Source organism: Sutcliffiella halmapala (assembly GCF_002019665.1).
In the GTDB taxonomy this organism is placed as follows: Bacteria; Bacillota; Bacilli; order Bacillales; family Bacillaceae_I; genus Sutcliffiella_A; species Sutcliffiella_A halmapala.
The window spans coordinates 2,851,189-2,866,993 of sequence record NZ_KV917375.1; the positions used below are offsets into that span (position 1 = coordinate 2,851,189).

11 protein-coding genes are annotated in these 15,805 nt (G+C 38.7%); 2 read left to right on the forward strand and 9 right to left on the reverse strand.

All coding sequences use genetic code 11. The annotated features are described in order from the left end of the window. Positions 1-173 precede the first annotated feature (173 nt). Positions 174-2,861 carry a calcium-translocating P-type ATPase, SERCA-type gene (locus tag BK580_RS14085; protein WP_078380950.1) on the reverse strand — a complete coding sequence of 896 codons (2,688 nt, stop codon included), beginning with the start codon at positions 2,859-2,861 and terminating at the stop codon, positions 174-176. A gap of 154 nt (positions 2,862-3,015) precedes the next feature. Here BK580_RS14085 and BK580_RS14090 point away from each other — a divergent pair, with 154 nt between their 5' ends. Next, a complete protein-coding gene (locus BK580_RS14090; RefSeq protein ID WP_078380951.1) occupies positions 3,016-4,725 on the forward strand; it encodes an Rqc2 family fibronectin-binding protein in 1,710 nt (569 codons plus the stop codon). A 406-nt stretch (positions 4,726-5,131) separates the two neighbouring features. After that, on the forward strand, positions 5,132-5,863 hold the full coding sequence (locus BK580_RS14095) for a SurA N-terminal domain-containing protein (RefSeq protein WP_078380952.1): 732 nt from the start codon (positions 5,132-5,134) through the stop codon (positions 5,861-5,863). 298 nt (positions 5,864-6,161) lie between these two features. On the opposite strand, the gene pyrE is transcribed toward BK580_RS14095, so the two are convergent. The 8 genes from pyrE to BK580_RS14135 are packed head-to-tail and all read right to left on the reverse strand — an operon-like array spanning position 6,162 to position 15,668. Then, the gene (gene pyrE / locus BK580_RS14100) at positions 6,162-6,794 is read right to left on the reverse strand and encodes an orotate phosphoribosyltransferase (RefSeq protein WP_078380953.1); all 633 of its coding nucleotides are present in this window, start codon (positions 6,792-6,794) and stop codon (positions 6,162-6,164) included. Beyond that, positions 6,791-7,507: an orotidine-5'-phosphate decarboxylase gene (pyrF, locus tag BK580_RS14105; protein ID WP_078380954.1), complete on the reverse strand. Its 717-nt coding sequence runs from the start codon at positions 7,505-7,507 to the stop codon at positions 6,791-6,793. Before pyrF ends, pyrE begins: the two co-directional genes overlap by 4 nt. Further along, entirely contained in the window at positions 7,479-8,417 is a 939-nt protein-coding gene (locus BK580_RS14110) for a dihydroorotate dehydrogenase (protein WP_078380955.1), read from the reverse strand. The genes pyrF and BK580_RS14110 overlap by 29 nt, the downstream gene beginning before the upstream one ends. Beyond that, complete coding sequence (locus tag BK580_RS14115) at positions 8,414-9,190, reverse strand: dihydroorotate dehydrogenase electron transfer subunit (RefSeq protein WP_078380956.1); 777 nt, start codon at positions 9,188-9,190, stop codon at positions 8,414-8,416. The genes BK580_RS14110 and BK580_RS14115 overlap by 4 nt, the downstream gene beginning before the upstream one ends. Next, positions 9,190-12,405, reverse strand: coding sequence for a carbamoyl-phosphate synthase large subunit (carB, locus tag BK580_RS14120; protein WP_078380957.1), 3,216 nt, complete (start codon positions 12,403-12,405; stop codon positions 9,190-9,192). The genes BK580_RS14115 and carB overlap by 1 nt, the downstream gene beginning before the upstream one ends. After that, complete coding sequence (locus tag BK580_RS14125) at positions 12,390-13,490, reverse strand: carbamoyl phosphate synthase small subunit (RefSeq protein WP_078380958.1); 1,101 nt, start codon at positions 13,488-13,490, stop codon at positions 12,390-12,392. The genes carB and BK580_RS14125 overlap by 16 nt, the downstream gene beginning before the upstream one ends. Further along, the gene (locus tag BK580_RS14130; protein ID WP_078380959.1) at positions 13,487-14,776 is read right to left on the reverse strand and encodes a dihydroorotase; all 1,290 of its coding nucleotides are present in this window, start codon (positions 14,774-14,776) and stop codon (positions 13,487-13,489) included. Before BK580_RS14130 ends, BK580_RS14125 begins: the two co-directional genes overlap by 4 nt. Next, a complete protein-coding gene (locus BK580_RS14135; RefSeq protein WP_078380960.1) occupies positions 14,742-15,668 on the reverse strand; it encodes an aspartate carbamoyltransferase catalytic subunit in 927 nt (308 codons plus the stop codon). The genes BK580_RS14130 and BK580_RS14135 overlap by 35 nt, the downstream gene beginning before the upstream one ends. Positions 15,669-15,805: the final 137 nt, after the last annotated feature.

Below are 15,805 nucleotides of genomic sequence, written 5' to 3' on the forward strand. Positions count from 1 at the left end.
ATAATGCTCTTTTTCCAAACATGTTTTAGAAAAAAGAGCCTAGTAGTGGCTTGTTTTGATGCTAAGCAAACACTATATTAGCATTGTTTTACTATTTTTAAAAGAAGTTATTTTATTCTTTCTTATTAAACAAACGAAAGGTAATAGAGAATGTCTCTACTACCTTTTTTAAATTATACCATATTTTTCTTTGCTTTACTTGTAAAAAGAGTACCCACTAGTAAAAAAGTTGGTAGGGATGCCAATCCTAGTATTAAGAGCCATTCTTGTGGGTCAAGTGCTACTGTATGAAAAATGACTTGGAGTGGCGGGTAATAGATTACAATAAGCATTAACAAAATACTTGAAATAACAGCCCCCACTAAATACAAATTCTGAAATGGGTTTCGGTGAAAAATAGAACGCTCACTTCTACAATCAAAAACATGTATTAACTGCGCCATAACTAAAGTAGCAAAGGCGACCGTTTGGGCATAAATCAAATCGTCTGGGTGCTGTTTATAGACGATGATAAAGGCAATTAGGGTAGCAATTCCAATGAGGAACCCTCTGCTAATGATTTTCCACCATAATCCTCTTGCAAACACCCCTTCTTTTGGGTGCCTTGGCTTTCGCTTCATGACGTCCCCTTCTGCCTGGTCCAAACCTAATGCCATTGCAGGTAGGCCATCTGTTACAAGGTTTACCCATAATATTTGAATTGGGACGAGTGGAAGAGGCAGTGCTAGTAGCATGGCAAACAACATAACAAGAATTTCTCCAACATTGGATGCAAGTAAATAGCGAATAAACTTGCGGATATTTTCGTATATGTTTCTACCTTCTTTTATAGCAGATTTAATGGTCGCAAAATTATCATCCAATAATACGAGGGAAGATGCTTCCTTCGCCACATCCGTTCCTGTAATCCCCATTGCAATTCCGATGTCAGATGCTTTAATAGCTGGTGCGTCATTGACACCATCCCCTGTCATTGCAACAATATGTCCCTTCTTCTGCAGTGCTTTAACGATAGATAACTTATGTTGTGGGGAAACTCTTGCGAACACATAAACATCATCTACCATGTTCTCAAGCTCTTCTTGTGACATCTTTTGGAGCGTTTTCCCTTCTAACACTTTGCCACCCATCGGCAAGATTCCGATTTCAGTAGCGATTGCTTTTGCTGTTACGATGTGGTCCCCTGTAATCATCACCGTTTTTATGCCAGCTTCTTTACACTCTCTAACCGCTTGTTTGACTTCTGGTCTTGGAGGGTCAATCATGCCTTGTATCCCAATAAAGATAAGGTTTTTTTCCACTTCTTTTTCCGTCATACTGTGATGATAGTCAGTAAGAGGTTTAAATGCGACAGCTATGTTTCTCAAAGCTTGTGAAGCTAAAACGTGAACGGTATCTTTCACTATGTTGGCATATTTATCTGTAAAGAGTTGTTTTTTGCCTTCCCAAAGGATTGATTCGCTAACATTGCTGATAACATCAGGTGCTCCTTTTGTAATCAGGAATAGCTTTCCTTGTCGATCATGTACGACCATACTCATCATTTTCCGTTCAGAATCAAATGGGTATTCCTTAACTATTGTAAATTCTTGCAATAGGTTTTCTTTTGTGTAGCCAGCTTTTAATGCCGCTACAGCCAAAGCCCCTTCTGTCGGATCCCCATCAAGAATATATTGATTATTTTTTTGCGTTATATTTGCATGATTACAAAGTAATCCAAAGCTCAATAGTTGCTGTAATGATTTATTTTTCGCTGGATCTTTCGAATTATTTGCAATAAATTCTCCAGATGGTTCATAGCCGTTACCCGTGATAGTCCAAGTATTGCCACCTGACCATGCTTGAGTGACAGTCATTTTGTTTTGTGTTAAGGTACCTGTTTTATCCGAGCAAATAACAGATGCGCAACCGAGCGTTTCCACCGCTGGTAACTTTCTTACAATTGATTTTTGTTTAATCATTCTTTGAACACCGAGGGATAGAGCTACAGTAACAATAGCAGGTAAGCCTTCTGGAATAGCAGCAACAGCTAAAGATACTCCTGCTAAGAACATGTCATATATATTTTGTCCTTGAATAACTCCAAGAATGACGACAAGCAAAGTTAAGAACAATGCTACAACAATTAATATTTTCCCTAACTGCTCTAACTTTCGTTGTAATGGAGTAATAGTCGTTTCAGCTGATTGAAGAAGATCTGCAATCTGCCCCATAGCTGTGTTCATCCCTGTAGCAACCACGATTCCAACGCCTGTACCACGTGTAACTAGCGTCCCCATGAAAGCCATGTTTTCTTGATCCCCTAAGGAGATATCATTTCCATGGACTGGAGTTTCACTTTTGACAGCAGGGACGGATTCACCAGTTAATGCAGATTCTTCAATTTCTAATGAACTTGACTGGACAATACGTAAATCTGCACCAATTCGATCACCGCTTGAAAACTTCACAACATCGCCTACAACAATTTCTCGTGAAGCTATCTTTCGCCATTCTTTATCACGTAAAACGGTGACCTGAGGTGCGGAAAGTTCTTTTAACGCTTGTAAGGAACGTTCTGCTTTCCTTTCTTGGAAAAAGCCCAATACTCCATTAATTAATACTATCGCCATGATGGCAACTGCATCGATGTATTCTCCTAGTAGCCCTGAAATTAAAGTTGCCGCTAGAAGAACCACTACCATAAAATCCTTAAACTGCTCTAGAAAAACTAAAAAGGCGTTTGGTCGTTCTGCCTCTTGAAGTTCATTCGTCCCAAACTGCAACAGACGATTTTTCGCTTCTGTTTCGCTTAATCCTGCTTTTACATCAGAGTTTATCCTCTCTTCTACTTCTTCTGTACGCATCTCATGCCATTTCATCTGTTTCACCTCACAACCTTTGCACAAAATCTATCTAAGAAAGCTTATTCAGACTCGTCCAAAAAAATGATACACTTTTTAGGACTTATGCTATTTGGTTGTATATAATAGTTTTAGAGTTAAAAGGTACATTAGGTAGGAAAGGGAGTTTTATATGTCTTTTGATGGCGTTTTTACATATGCAATGATAAGTGAGTTAAAGGAGAAATTAGAAAGTGGAAGAATTACGAAGATTTATCAACCTTATAAAAACGAATTAGTTTTGACCATTCGTTCAGGCAGAAATAACCATAAGCTCCTTATTTCCGCGCATCCTAGTTATGCAAGGATCCACTTGACAGAGGAATCTTATGATAACCCAACAGAGCCACCGATGTTTTGTATGCTTTTACGAAAGCATCTAGAAGGAAGTATTATTACGAATATCCATCAAGTGGCGATGGATCGGATAATTGTATTTGATGTAAAAGCTCGCAATGAAATTGGGGATGTTTCTTATAAGCAGTTAATTGTAGAGATTATGGGACGTCACTCTAATATCATATTTGTAGATAAAGAAAGAAAAATGATACTCGATAGTATTAAGCATGTAGCGATGTCGCAAAACAGACATCGTAGTTTGTCTCCTGGTCAACCGTACGTGCATCCCCCTGAACAAAATAAAATCCATCCATTTGAAGCTACCGAGGAAATCGTTCAGCGGAAAATTGATTTTATCGGTGGGAAGCTCGATAAGCAGTTAGTAAATACCTTTGCAGGAATCTCCCCTCTTTTTGCGAAAGAAGCAGTTCACCGGGCAGGACTTGCAAACCGTCAGACCTTGCCTGCGAGCTTTGTAAGCCTTGTAGACTTCGTTAAAAGTGGGAAAATCGAGCCTCAGTTGACAATGGCTGATAATAAAGAATTCTTTTACTTACTCCCTTTAGAGCATATAAGGGGTGAGAAAAAATTATTTTCTAGTCTAAGTGAACTACTTGATCGCTATTATTTTGGTAAAGCTTCCAGAGACCGGGTGAAGCAACAAGCGAATGATTTAGAGCGCTTTATCTCCAATGAATTAGAGAAAAACAAAAAGAAAATAATGAAACTAAAACAAACATTAGTTGATGCAAGGGAAGCAGATAGATTTCAACTTTATGGTGAATTATTAACCGCCAATTTATATCAACTAAAACGCGGAGACACAGAGGCGGAAGTACTCAATTATTATAGTGAGAGTGGAGAAAGCATTGTCATTCCTCTTGATCCAAAACGCGGCCCTTCTGGAAATGCACAGCGCTATTTTCAAAAGTATCAAAAGGCGAAGAATTCTATTTCAGTTGTAGAAGAACAAATTACAAAAGCAAATGCTGAAATCGAGTATTTTGAAATGATTCTACAACAGGTGGAAACAGCTTCTCCTAAGGATATTAAAGAGATACGGGAAGAATTAGCTGAAGAAGGCTATATGAAAATCAAGCAAAAGCGTAACCAAAAGAAAATGAAACCTCAAAAACCTGTACTAGAATTATATACTTCGTCTGACGGCACTGAAATAATAGTTGGAAAGAATAATAAGCAAAATGACTATCTTACTAATCGAATTGCAAGGCGTGATGATATTTGGCTGCATACGAAGGATATACCTGGTTCTCATGTCGTAATTCGTAGCACAGAACCTTCAGAAGAAACCATCAGAGAAGCGGCCACAATCGCTGCCTACTTTAGTAAAGCACGTCATTCTAGTTCCGTTCCAGTGGACTTTACCAAAGTTCGTAATGTGAAGAAGCCATCGGGATCAAAGCCTGGATTTGTGATTTATGAACAACAGCATACGCTGTATGTAACGCCAAATGAAGAAATGATTATAGCGTTAAAAGGATAATAAAGCACCAAAGAGGCTGGGACAAAAGAATATTTTTCAGTTTGATTCTGTTTAAGTCTGATTTTTAGATAACCTAGCTGTTGATTGGAGCACAAGGCGAAGACTCCTGCGGGAGATAGCGTTTTGTGGAGACCCCACAGGCGAAGCCGAGGAGGCTCCACAAGCGCCCCGCGGAAAGCGAAGCCTAGTGCGGAAATCAACAGCGGTGTTTAACAGATCCTTTATATTAAGGCTCTCTTTAGGTTAAATTGTTCGTAAATGAAGTTGGGAATTTAATTTATGTCCCAGCCTCTTTTAATTTGATAAGTCATTAATATAAAGGTAAAAAGGGTAATTAGTTGCTTCCTAATAAAAACCATGTTTAAATGAATAAATAGTTTTAAATGTATTTTATGGAGGTTTCAACATGAAAAATAAACTTACACTCTTTTTAATGGTATTGATGTCCAGTATCCTACTTGCAGCATGTGGAGGAAATGATAACAACGCCGCAACTGAAGATGATCAAAACGAAGAGCAACCAAATGAACAAGTAGATCCAGAAAAAGTCGTAGCGAAAGTAAACGGGGAAGAAATTAAAGGACAAGACTATAATAGCATGATGCAACAAACACAAATGATGATGATGCAATATGGTCAAGCCGGTGATCCTGAAACGATTAAAGAACAAACATTAAACACTTTAATAGATCAAGAGCTTCTATCTCAAGAGGTTGCTAATAAAGGGTATACGGCAACTGAAGAAGAAGTCGAAGAGTCTATTGCTGAAATTAAAGCAAATTATGAAACTGAAGAGCAATTTGAAGAGGAGCTTGAGAGTATCCCTCTTACAATGGAAACACTAAAAAAACAAATTGCAGATGATGTAGCTTTTAGAAAATATTTAGATAAAGAACTTGCTGCGGCCGAGATTACAGACGAGCAAGTAAAAGAATATTATGAGCAAGCGAAAGAACAAAGCGAAGCACAAAAGCAACAAAATGAAGAGCAAACAGAAGAGGAAGAAACACCTTTCCCTGAGTTAGCAGATGTACAGGATCAAATTAGAAGTCAATTAGAACAACAAGAAGTTCAGAAACAACTACAAGCTATCGTAGAAGACCTGAAAGCAAATAGTGAGATTGAGCGATTAATCTAATCTGTTTTATGAAAAACATACTAAAAGAATATTAGTTAAAGAAAAATACGAACTATTATGCGAAATTCTAAGTAGAGTTTTGCATTAGTTCGTATTTTTTTAGTTTGGTTGTTTAAGTCTGATTTTTAGATAACCTAGCTGTTGATTGGAGCAATAGGCGAAGCCTAGTGCGGAAATCAACAGCGGTGTTTAACAGATCCTTTATAGTAAGGCTCTCTTTAGGTTAAATTTTTCGTAAATGCAGCTGGGAATTTAATTTATGTCCCAGTATGTTTTTTCCGTTAAGCAAAGGATATTCTTAAAACTGCATCCACGTTTCACTCGTTGGATTCTCTAACCATTTTGCTAGCTTTAATCGGTCTGACTCTTCCAGAAACCCTTTGTGAATCGCGACATCCAATAATGTTTCATAATCACAAATTGCATGTGCCTGAATTCCATGGCTCGTTAAATTATCTTTCGCAATCTCAAGACCATATGTAAAGATTGCAACTACTCCTAATACCTCACAACCAGCCTCACGAAGCGCTTCTACGGCATTAATAGAACTACCACCTGTTGAAATTAAATCTTCCACCACAACTACCTTTTGTCCTTCACTTACGATACCTTCAATTTGTTTCCCCTTACCATGCCCCTTTGGCTTACTTCTTACATAACACATCGGTAAATGGAGTTCGTCACTTACTAATGCCGCATGTGGGATACCAGCTGTTGCAGTTCCAGCAATAACTTCTGCTTCTGGAAACTTTTCCTTAATCAGGTTTGAAAGTGAAAATGCTATATTCTTTCTAACATCAGGATAGGAAATGGTTAATCGATTGTCACAATAAATAGGTGACTTTATTCCAGATGACCATGTAAAAGGGTCATTCGGTTGGAAAAATACCGCTTTAATTTTCAATAAGTCTTCAGCGATTGTAATGTTCATATGATTTCCACTCCTTGCCATTGTTGTAAAATTGTTTGATAAGCTTTTAGAGGATCCTGTGCTTTCGTGATACTTCTTCCAACCACAATTTCTGTTGCACCAAATTTGCGGGCATCCGCAGGTGTTACTATTCTGCTCTGATCAGCTTTATCGTCATCCTTTAATCGAATACCAGGCGTTACTTTTTTAAATGTTTCACCCAGATGCTCAGTTAGAATTGGTGCTTCTAGCGAAGAACAGACAACCCCATCTAGTCCGCTTTCACAAGCATTTCTAGCATAATGAAGTACGACATCATTTAGGTTGTGATTTATTAATAGCTCCTGTCTCATACGGTTTTCCGAGGTGCTTGTTAATTGCGTCACCGCTATTAGGTCTGGTCGAGCGTTTTGTCTCGAACCTTCCTGTAACCCCTCTAAAGCAGCTTGCATCATCTCTCTTCCACCAGCTGCATGTACATTTGTCATCGTAACTCCAAGCTTAGCTAGTCCTTTCATTGCTTGATAGACAGTATGAGGAATATCATGAAGCTTTAAATCCAAGAAAATATCATGCCCTTGATCTTGAAGGAACTTTATAATTTCTGGACCTTCTTGGTAGAAAAGCTCCATTCCAACTTTCAGATATAGTTTTTCGTTCTTAAACTTCGCTAAGAAGGTTGAAACCTCCACTTTACTCGGAAAATCAAGCGCGATTATAAGCGATTTTTGCATGTTGGTTCCAACTCCTTCCGATACATTCTGAGATATGATTAAACCCTAAATCATTTAGCTTATGTGGCAGTTCTTCAATAATAGTCGGACAAATATATGGATCAACGAAATTCGCTGTTCCTACAGCGACTGCACTAGCTCCAGCATAATAATACTCAATGACATCTTCTGCTGATTGTACGCCACCCATTCCAATAATAGGGATATTAACTTTTTGACTTACTTCATAAATCATTCTTATTGCAACTGGTTTAATTGCAGGACCAGAAAGGCCACCAGAACCATTCGCTAAAATAGGGCGTCCTGTTTTTAAATCCAGTCTCATTCCGAGGAGCGTATTAATCATGGTCAACCCATCTGCACCAGCTTTTTCTATACTCGTAGCAATATCTACAATATTCGTTACATTAGGCGATAACTTCACATAAACTGGAACCTCTGAGACGTTTTTTACCGCTTTTGTCACTTCATAAGCAACCTTAGGATCAGTTCCAAAAGCAATTCCACCTGTTTTTACATTCGGACAGGAAATATTTAATTCCAAAGCTTTTACATTCGGTGCCTTTGAGATTTCTTTTGCAACTTCTACATAGTCTTCTAGTTTTGAACCGGCGACATTTGCAATAATTGGAACATCGTAGTTTGCTAAAAAAGGCAGTTCTTCTTGGATAACCTTATCTAAACCGGGATTCTGAAGACCAATCGCATTTAACATTCCAGAAGATGTTTCTGCAACCCTTGGTGTTGGATTCCCGAACCTTGGCTCATTTGTAGTCGCTTTTATCATAATGGCACCTAACACACTTAAATCATACAGCTTGGCATATTCGCGACCAAAACCAAAGCAGCCAGATGCAGGCATAATTGGGTTTTTTAAATCAAGTCCAGGTAAGCTCATATTTAATGTCATAGTACAACCTCCTTGGCACGAAAGACCGGCCCATCTGTGCATACTTTTTTGTAGGAGTAACCATCTGGATCATTTTGCAAATGGCACACACATGCAAAGCACGCACCAATTCCACAACCCATTCGCTCTTCCAAGGATAGATAGACATTATCGTTCGGATATAAATCCTCCAATGCTTTTAACATCGGAGTTGGCCCACATGAAAAGAGGGTATGAAATTCTGGTTGCAAGTCTTCCAGTACATTGGTTACAAAGCCTTTTGTACCATAAGAGCCATCAACTGTTGCAATATACGTATCTCCATAATAAGCGAATTCATTTTTATAAAAAACATCTGCTTTGGATTGAAAACCCAGTACATGCGTGGTTTGTATGCCTTTACGATATAACTGTTTCGTTAGTTCCAAGAGGGGGGGGACTCCAATTCCCCCTCCTACGATTAGTGCTTTGTCTCCTCTTTGTAGTTCATGAATAGGAAAGCCATTACCCAAAGGCCCTAATACATCAATTGATTCTCCCTCATGCTTTCTAGAAAGCATGATTGTTCCTTTCCCCTCAGCACGGTAGGTAATCTTACATTGGCCTTTTTCCTTATCAATACCAGCAATACTTATTGGTCTTCGAAGTAAAGGATCTAGCCCTTCACCAACACGTATATGAACGAACTGTCCTGGAGAGCTCATCATATCAATGAGTTCTCCTTCTAATGTCATTTCAAATATATTGCGTGCCAGATTTTGTTGTGAGACAACCTTCATCCATGCCTTTTTCATTAATTGAACACCGCCTCAGATTCATTACTTTCTAATGTTTCAATCGATTCTATTGAAAATGTCATTGATTCTAATACTCGTAGAATTGCTATCGCTGTATCAAGAGAAGTTAAGCAAGGAATACCATTTTCAACAGATTCTCTTCGAATTCTAAATCCGTCTCTAGCAGGCTGTTTACCTCTCGTTAGCGTATTGATAACAAATTGAGCTTGTCCTTTTCGGATGATATCAATTAGATTAGGAGATTCCGCTCCGATTTTATTAACGATGGTCACAGGGATGTTCTCTTGTTCAAAGAACTTAGCTGTTCCTTCTGTTGCTAATAACTTATACCCAATACCATGGAATCTCTTCGCAATCATCAGAGCCTCTTCTTTGTCCTTATCTGCAATCGTAAATAGTACTGATCCATAAGTCTTAATCGAAATTCCAGATGCTACTAACCCTTTATACAACGCTTTTTCTAGTGTGTTATCTTTCCCCATTACTTCTCCCGTAGATTTCATTTCTGGCCCAAGTGTAATATCTACATTTCTTAGCTTTGCAAAAGAGAAAACTGGCACCTTTACAAATACACCTTTCGTTTCAGGCTGTAATCCTGTTTTATACCCTTGATCACTTAGACTTTGCCCTAAGATAATTTTCGTAGCAACCTTGGCCATTGGTACGTGCGTGATTTTACTGAGAAAAGGAACCGTACGACTTGATCTTGGATTTACCTCAATTACATATACGTTGTCTTTATAGATAACAAATTGAATATTGAGTAATCCGACAATGTTTAATCCTTGAGCTAACTTAATTGTGTAATCAATTATCTGCTCTTTTATTTCCTTACTTAAGGTTTGAGGCGGATATACTGCGATCGAATCTCCCGAGTGGACGCCTGCTCGCTCTATATGCTCCATAATTCCTGGGATGAATACATCTTTGCCATCTGATATGGCATCTACTTCGATTTCTTTTCCAATCATATATTTATCAATCAAAACTGGATGCTCTGGATTTATTTTCACTGCATTTTTCATATAGTGCAGTAGTTCTTCCGATTTATAGACAATCTCCATTGCACGACCACCGAGAACATAGGAAGGGCGCACTAGAACTGGATAACCGATGTTTTCTGCAATTTCAATTGCTTCTGGAATCGAGATTGCTGTTTTCCCATTTGGTTGGGGGATACCTAAATTGGTTAGTGTTTGTTCAAACTTGTCACGATTTTCAGCTCGATCTAAATCCTCAAGGGTAGTACCTAGAATTTTCACGCCGCGAGCTTCTAGCTCTGCAGCAAGATTAATTGCCGTTTGTCCACCAAATTGAACCACGACACCTTTTGGTTTTTCTAAATTAATAATACTCATTACATCCTCTATTGTTAACGGTTCGAAATATAACTTATCAGAGATACTAAAGTCTGTGGAAACCGTTTCAGGATTATTATTAATAATGATTGCTTCGTATCCCGCTTCCTTAATCGCCCAAACGGAATGAACTGTTGCATAGTCAAACTCTATACCTTGCCCGATTCTGATTGGACCTGAGCCTAAGACAACGATACTTTCTTTTTCTGTGACGATTGATTCGTTTTCTTCTTCATAAGTTCCATAAAAATAAGGTGTACCTGATTCAAACTCTGCTGCACAAGTATCAACCATCTTGTAAACTGGAATCATTCCTTCTTGCAAGCGTAGCTCATAAATTTCACGTTCGGTAGTGTTCCAAAGCTTTGCGATGGTTAAATCACTGAAGCCCATTTGTTTTGCTTCATAGAGAGTTGTGAGTGAACCGCTATTGCTAGTAATTACGGATTCCATGGATAATATATTGTGTAGCTTTTTCAAGAAGAACAGGTCTACTTGACACCACTCATGAATGGTTTCTATATCCACACCACGGCGAATTGCTTCGGCGATGTAGAATAATCGCTCATCTCCCGCTTTTCGAATACGTTTTTCGACTAATTCATCAGAGAAATCCCCACTTGCTTCTAATTCAAGATGTGAGATGTTGGATTCTAGCGAACGAACGGCTTTTAGTAACGATTCCTCAAAGGTTCTACCAATTGCCATTACTTCACCAGTTGCTTTCATTTGAGTCCCTAAACGACGATTTGCACTTTCGAATTTATCAAATGGAAATCTTGGGATCTTCGTTACAATGTAGTCTAATGCTGGCTCAAAGCAAGCATAGGTTTTCCCTGTAACAGGGTTCATCATTTCATCCAAAGTTAGACCAACTGCAATTTTAGCAGCAAGTTTTGCGATTGGATAACCAGTTGCTTTCGATGCAAGTGCCGATGAACGACTTACCCTCGGGTTTACTTCGATAATATAGTATTGGAAGCTATGTGGATCCAAAGCAAGCTGTACATTACATCCGCCTTCAATCTCTAATGCTCGAATTATTTTCAATGACACATTTCGTAGCATTTGATATTCTCTATCGCTTAGCGTTTGACTTGGTGCTACAACTATGGAATCTCCCGTATGAATACCAACCGGATCGATATTCTCCATATTACAAACCACTATCGCGTTATCATTACTATCACGCATTACCTCATATTCAACTTCTTTAAATCCAGCAATGCTTTTTTCTAAAAGACATTGTGTCACAGGACTATTTTTCAATCCACTTGTTACAATTTCATCTAGTTCTTCTTTATCAGAACAAATTCCTCCGCCCGTTCCACCTAGTGTATAGGCAGGGCGTACAATCACTGGATAACCAACTTGTTCAATGAACTGATAAGCTTCTTCTAAGTTATGGATAATTTCACTCTCAGGTACAGGTTCTGAAAGCTCGTTCATTAATGTCCGGAAAAGATCACGATCTTCTGCTTTTTGAATCGCAGAAAGCTTGGTTCCTAATATTTGAACGCCACATTCCTCTAACACTCCTGCTTCTGCTAATTCCACTGCTAAGTTTAAGCCTGTCTGACCGCCCAATGTTGGTAAAATTGCATCTGGTCGCTCTTTACGTATGATTCTACTTACAAATTCAACCGTTAGAGGCTCCATATACACTTTATCTGCCATTTCTTGATCTGTCATGATTGTGGCTGGGTTCGAATTTACTAATATGACGCGATAGCCTTCTTCTTTTAGGGCGATACATGCTTGTGTACCTGCATAATCAAACTCTGCTGCTTGCCCAATAACAATGGGACCTGAACCGATAACTAAGATGGATTGAATGTCTAGACGTTTTGGCATACTGGTTCCTCCTTCTGGTTTGTTTCTGCAATAAGTGTCATAAATTGATCAAATAAGTAGTTTGCATCCTCAGGTCCTGGACTTGCTTCAGGATGATATTGTACAGTAAAGACTGGATAATCTTTATGTTTGACACCTTCCACTGTGCCATCATTTAGCGCTATGTGAGTTATTTCTAATCTTGTTTCCCCGATGGATTCTTCTGTTACTGTATAACCATGGTTTTGAGACGTCAGTGCCACTTTTCCTGTTGCTAAATCTTTCACTGGGTGGTTAGATCCACGATGGCCAAACTTCATTTTTTCTGTGTTTGCCCCACATGCTAGTGCAAATAATTGATGACCTAAGCAAATACCAAAAATCGGTACTCTTCCAAGAAGCTCTTGAATCATGTTGATCGCCTCAGGAACATCTTTTGGATCTCCAGGTCCATTTGAAAGCATCACTCCATCAGGACTAAGCTGCATAATTTCATCAGCAGTGATGTTATAAGGTACTACAACTACATCGCAGCCTCTTTTATTTAATTCTCTTAAGATACCATGCTTCATTCCAAAATCGACCAATACCACACGATAGCCTCTCCCTGGACTTGGATAAGCGGTTTTTGTTGACACTTGCTCCACTTGGTTTGTTGCAAGTGTCGTATCTTTTAGCTGCTCAATAATGCTTTCTCTGTCAACATCTAGACTACATAATGCACCTTTTAGCGTTCCATGTTGACGGATAATTCGCGTTAGCTTTCGAGTGTCAATCCCTGCAATTCCAGGAATATCCTTTGCTTTGAAAAATTCATCCAACGACCATTGATTACGGAAGTTTGAAGGATAATCACTAACTTCCTTTACAATAAATCCATGAATAGCAGGGTGGATTGATTCAAAATCATCTCGATTAATTCCGTAATTTCCAACTAACGGGTAAGTTAAGGTAACAAGCTGTCCGCAATAAGAAGGATCTGATAAAATTTCTTGGTATCCAGTCATCCCTGTATTAAAAACTACTTCCCCAATAGAGTCCTTTAAGCTGCCAAACGCCTTTCCAATAAAGAAAGTGCCATCTTCTAAAATTAGTTGTCGATTCATACTTGAACACTACCTTTCTCCCAAACAAGTTTTCCGTCTACGATTGTCATTACTGGCCATCCATTACATTCCCATCCAGTAAAAGGAGTGTTTCTTCCTTTTGATAGGAATGTTGTTGGATCAATACTTGCACTTGCTTCTAAGTCAATGATGGTAATATCTGCAGGTGCACCTTCTTCTAGTTTTCCATATGGAAGATTGAATATATTCGCAGGTTTCACCGTTAACCATTCTGTCAGTTGAACTAATGTCATTTTTCCTGTTTTTACAAAGTTTGTATACAGCAATGGAAAAGCTGTTTCTAATCCAACAATTCCAAAAGGTGCTTTTTCCATCCCCTCTGCTTTTTCCTCTGTAGTATGTGGGGCATGATCGGTTGCGATGAAATCAATGGTTCCGTCTAGTAACCCTTCGATTAGTGCCTCTTTGTCTGCTTTTCCTCTTAATGGAGGGTTCATTTTATAATTGGAATCAAGGCCTGGAATATCGTCCTCACTTAATAATAAGTGATGCGGGCTAACTTCTGCCGTTACCTTAATTCCTGCTCTCTTAGCATCTCGCACCACTCTTACTGATTCCTTCGTGCTTATGTGACACACATGATAATGACAGTTTGCAGCTTCTGCTAAAAGGATGTCGCGAGCTATATGCACCGACTCACAAACAGATGGTATTCCGTTTATCCCATGCGCTTTTGAAAACGCGCCTTCATGGACACTTCCTTTGTTGATTAGCGTATTTTCTTCACAATGAGCAACGATTGCCATATTTAATGCAGCTGCTCTTTTCATAGCTTCTAGCATTTTGGAAGCATCCTGTACTCCTACCCCATCATCCGTAAAGGCAAATGCTCCTGCTTCTTTAAGCGCTGTGAAGTTTGTTATTTCTTCACCAAGCTGGCGAGTAGTAATGCAGGCATAGGGTAAAACTCTTACATGCGCTGTATCTTTAATTCTTTGTTGTAACCACTCTAATTGCTCTTTCGTATCTGGAGTTGGCCTTGTATTAGGCATCGGACAAACGGTCGTAAATCCACCTTTCGCCGCTGCTAATGTACCAGTTTCAATCGTTTCCTTCTTTTCGCCACCTGGCTCCCTTAAATGAACATGTACATCAATAAATCCAGGAGAAATGTATTTACCTGCTAGTTCGATTTCATCATCTTTGCCACTATTTACTATGTTGGAGGAAATTCTTTTAATTGTGTTACCCTCGATCAGGATGTCAATCTTCTCTAATGCACCTTCTGAATTAAGCCATTTCCCATTCTTTAGTAATGTTGTCATTATTTGTTCCTCCTTCATTTTTTGTTAATACTCTTTTTAAAACTGCCATTCTCATATACAGACCATTTTCCATTTGTTTGAAAATTCTTGAACGCTTACACTCTACTAATTCTGTTGCAATCTCTACCCCTCGATTAATGGGAGCAGGATGCATAATAATGCTAGTTGGTTTCATTTGCTTTTCACGCTCTAGCGTTAGGCCATATTGTTGATGGTAAAGCTCTATCAATTCGTTTTTCTTCTCATGCCTTTCATGCTGAATACGTAGAAGCATAACTACATCGCTTGTTTTAATAGCTTCTTCCATTGTGATGTAGTCTTGTTCTTCGTAGGATGAATCTTTCCATTCCTCAGGAGCAACAAACTTCACATTTGCTCCTAAACGTTTTAAAACAGCAGTGTTCGACCTTGCTACTCTACTGTGTCGAATATCTCCAATGATGGTTATTTGTAAGCCTTCGAATTTTCCGTACTCTTGATAGATTGTCATGAGATCTAACAGCGATTGAGTTGGGTGATGGCCACATCCATCTCCGCCGTTAATAATGGACAAGTTCAAGTTTTGTAACGGTTGAAAAAATTCTTCCTCAGGATGGCGAATAACAAGTGCATGTACGCCGAGTGACTCTAAGGTTTTTGCTGTGTCATATAAGCTCTCTCCTTTATTAACACTTGATGTGCTTACTTCAAAAGGAAGAACGGATAATCCAAGTTTTCTTTCTGCTACTTCAAAGCTACACTTTGTTCTCGTACTTGATTCATAGAAAAGGTTCGTTACAAAATACTGTTCATTCGGTACCCAACTCTTTCCTTGTTGAAACTCCAGTGCTTCTTCAATTAAGGAGAATATCTCTCTATCGCTTAAATCATCCATTGTTCTTAAATGCCTCATATTCAACAGCCCTCCATAATTTCTTTATAAAAAACACCCAATCCTAGAGGAGGAAAGGGTGTTTTCGGTATACTTGTATACAAGAAGACCCTACGTTAGAGTTTCTCATTCTACAAGTTTGTGCCGTTCACCCTTTT

Bases quoted from the DNA above. Each gene is read 5' to 3' on its own strand.
- carB (WP_078380957.1), bottom strand. From the start codon at position 12,405: ATGCCAAAACGTCTAGACATTCAATCCATCTTAGTTATCGGTTCAGGT.
- pyrF (WP_078380954.1), bottom strand. From the start codon at position 7,507: ATGCAAAAATCGCTTATAATCGCGCTTGATTTTCCGAGTAAAGTGGAG.
- BK580_RS14130 (WP_078380959.1), bottom strand. From the start codon at position 14,776: ATGACAACATTACTAAAGAATGGGAAATGGCTTAATTCAGAAGGTGCA.
- BK580_RS14125 (WP_078380958.1), bottom strand. From the start codon at position 13,490: ATGAATCGACAACTAATTTTAGAAGATGGCACTTTCTTTATTGGAAAG.
- BK580_RS14115 (WP_078380956.1), bottom strand. From the start codon at position 9,190: ATGAAAAAGGCATGGATGAAGGTTGTCTCACAACAAAATCTGGCACGC.
- pyrE (WP_078380953.1), bottom strand. From the start codon at position 6,794: ATGAACATTACAATCGCTGAAGACTTATTGAAAATTAAAGCGGTATTT.
- BK580_RS14135 (WP_078380960.1), bottom strand. From the start codon at position 15,668: ATGAGGCATTTAAGAACAATGGATGATTTAAGCGATAGAGAGATATTC.
- BK580_RS14085 (WP_078380950.1), bottom strand. From the start codon at position 2,861: ATGAAATGGCATGAGATGCGTACAGAAGAAGTAGAAGAGAGGATAAAC.
- BK580_RS14090 (WP_078380951.1), top strand. From the start codon at position 3,016: ATGTCTTTTGATGGCGTTTTTACATATGCAATGATAAGTGAGTTAAAG.
- BK580_RS14095 (WP_078380952.1), top strand. From the start codon at position 5,132: ATGAAAAATAAACTTACACTCTTTTTAATGGTATTGATGTCCAGTATC.
- BK580_RS14110 (WP_078380955.1), bottom strand. From the start codon at position 8,417: ATGACATTAAATATGAGCTTACCTGGACTTGATTTAAAAAACCCAATT.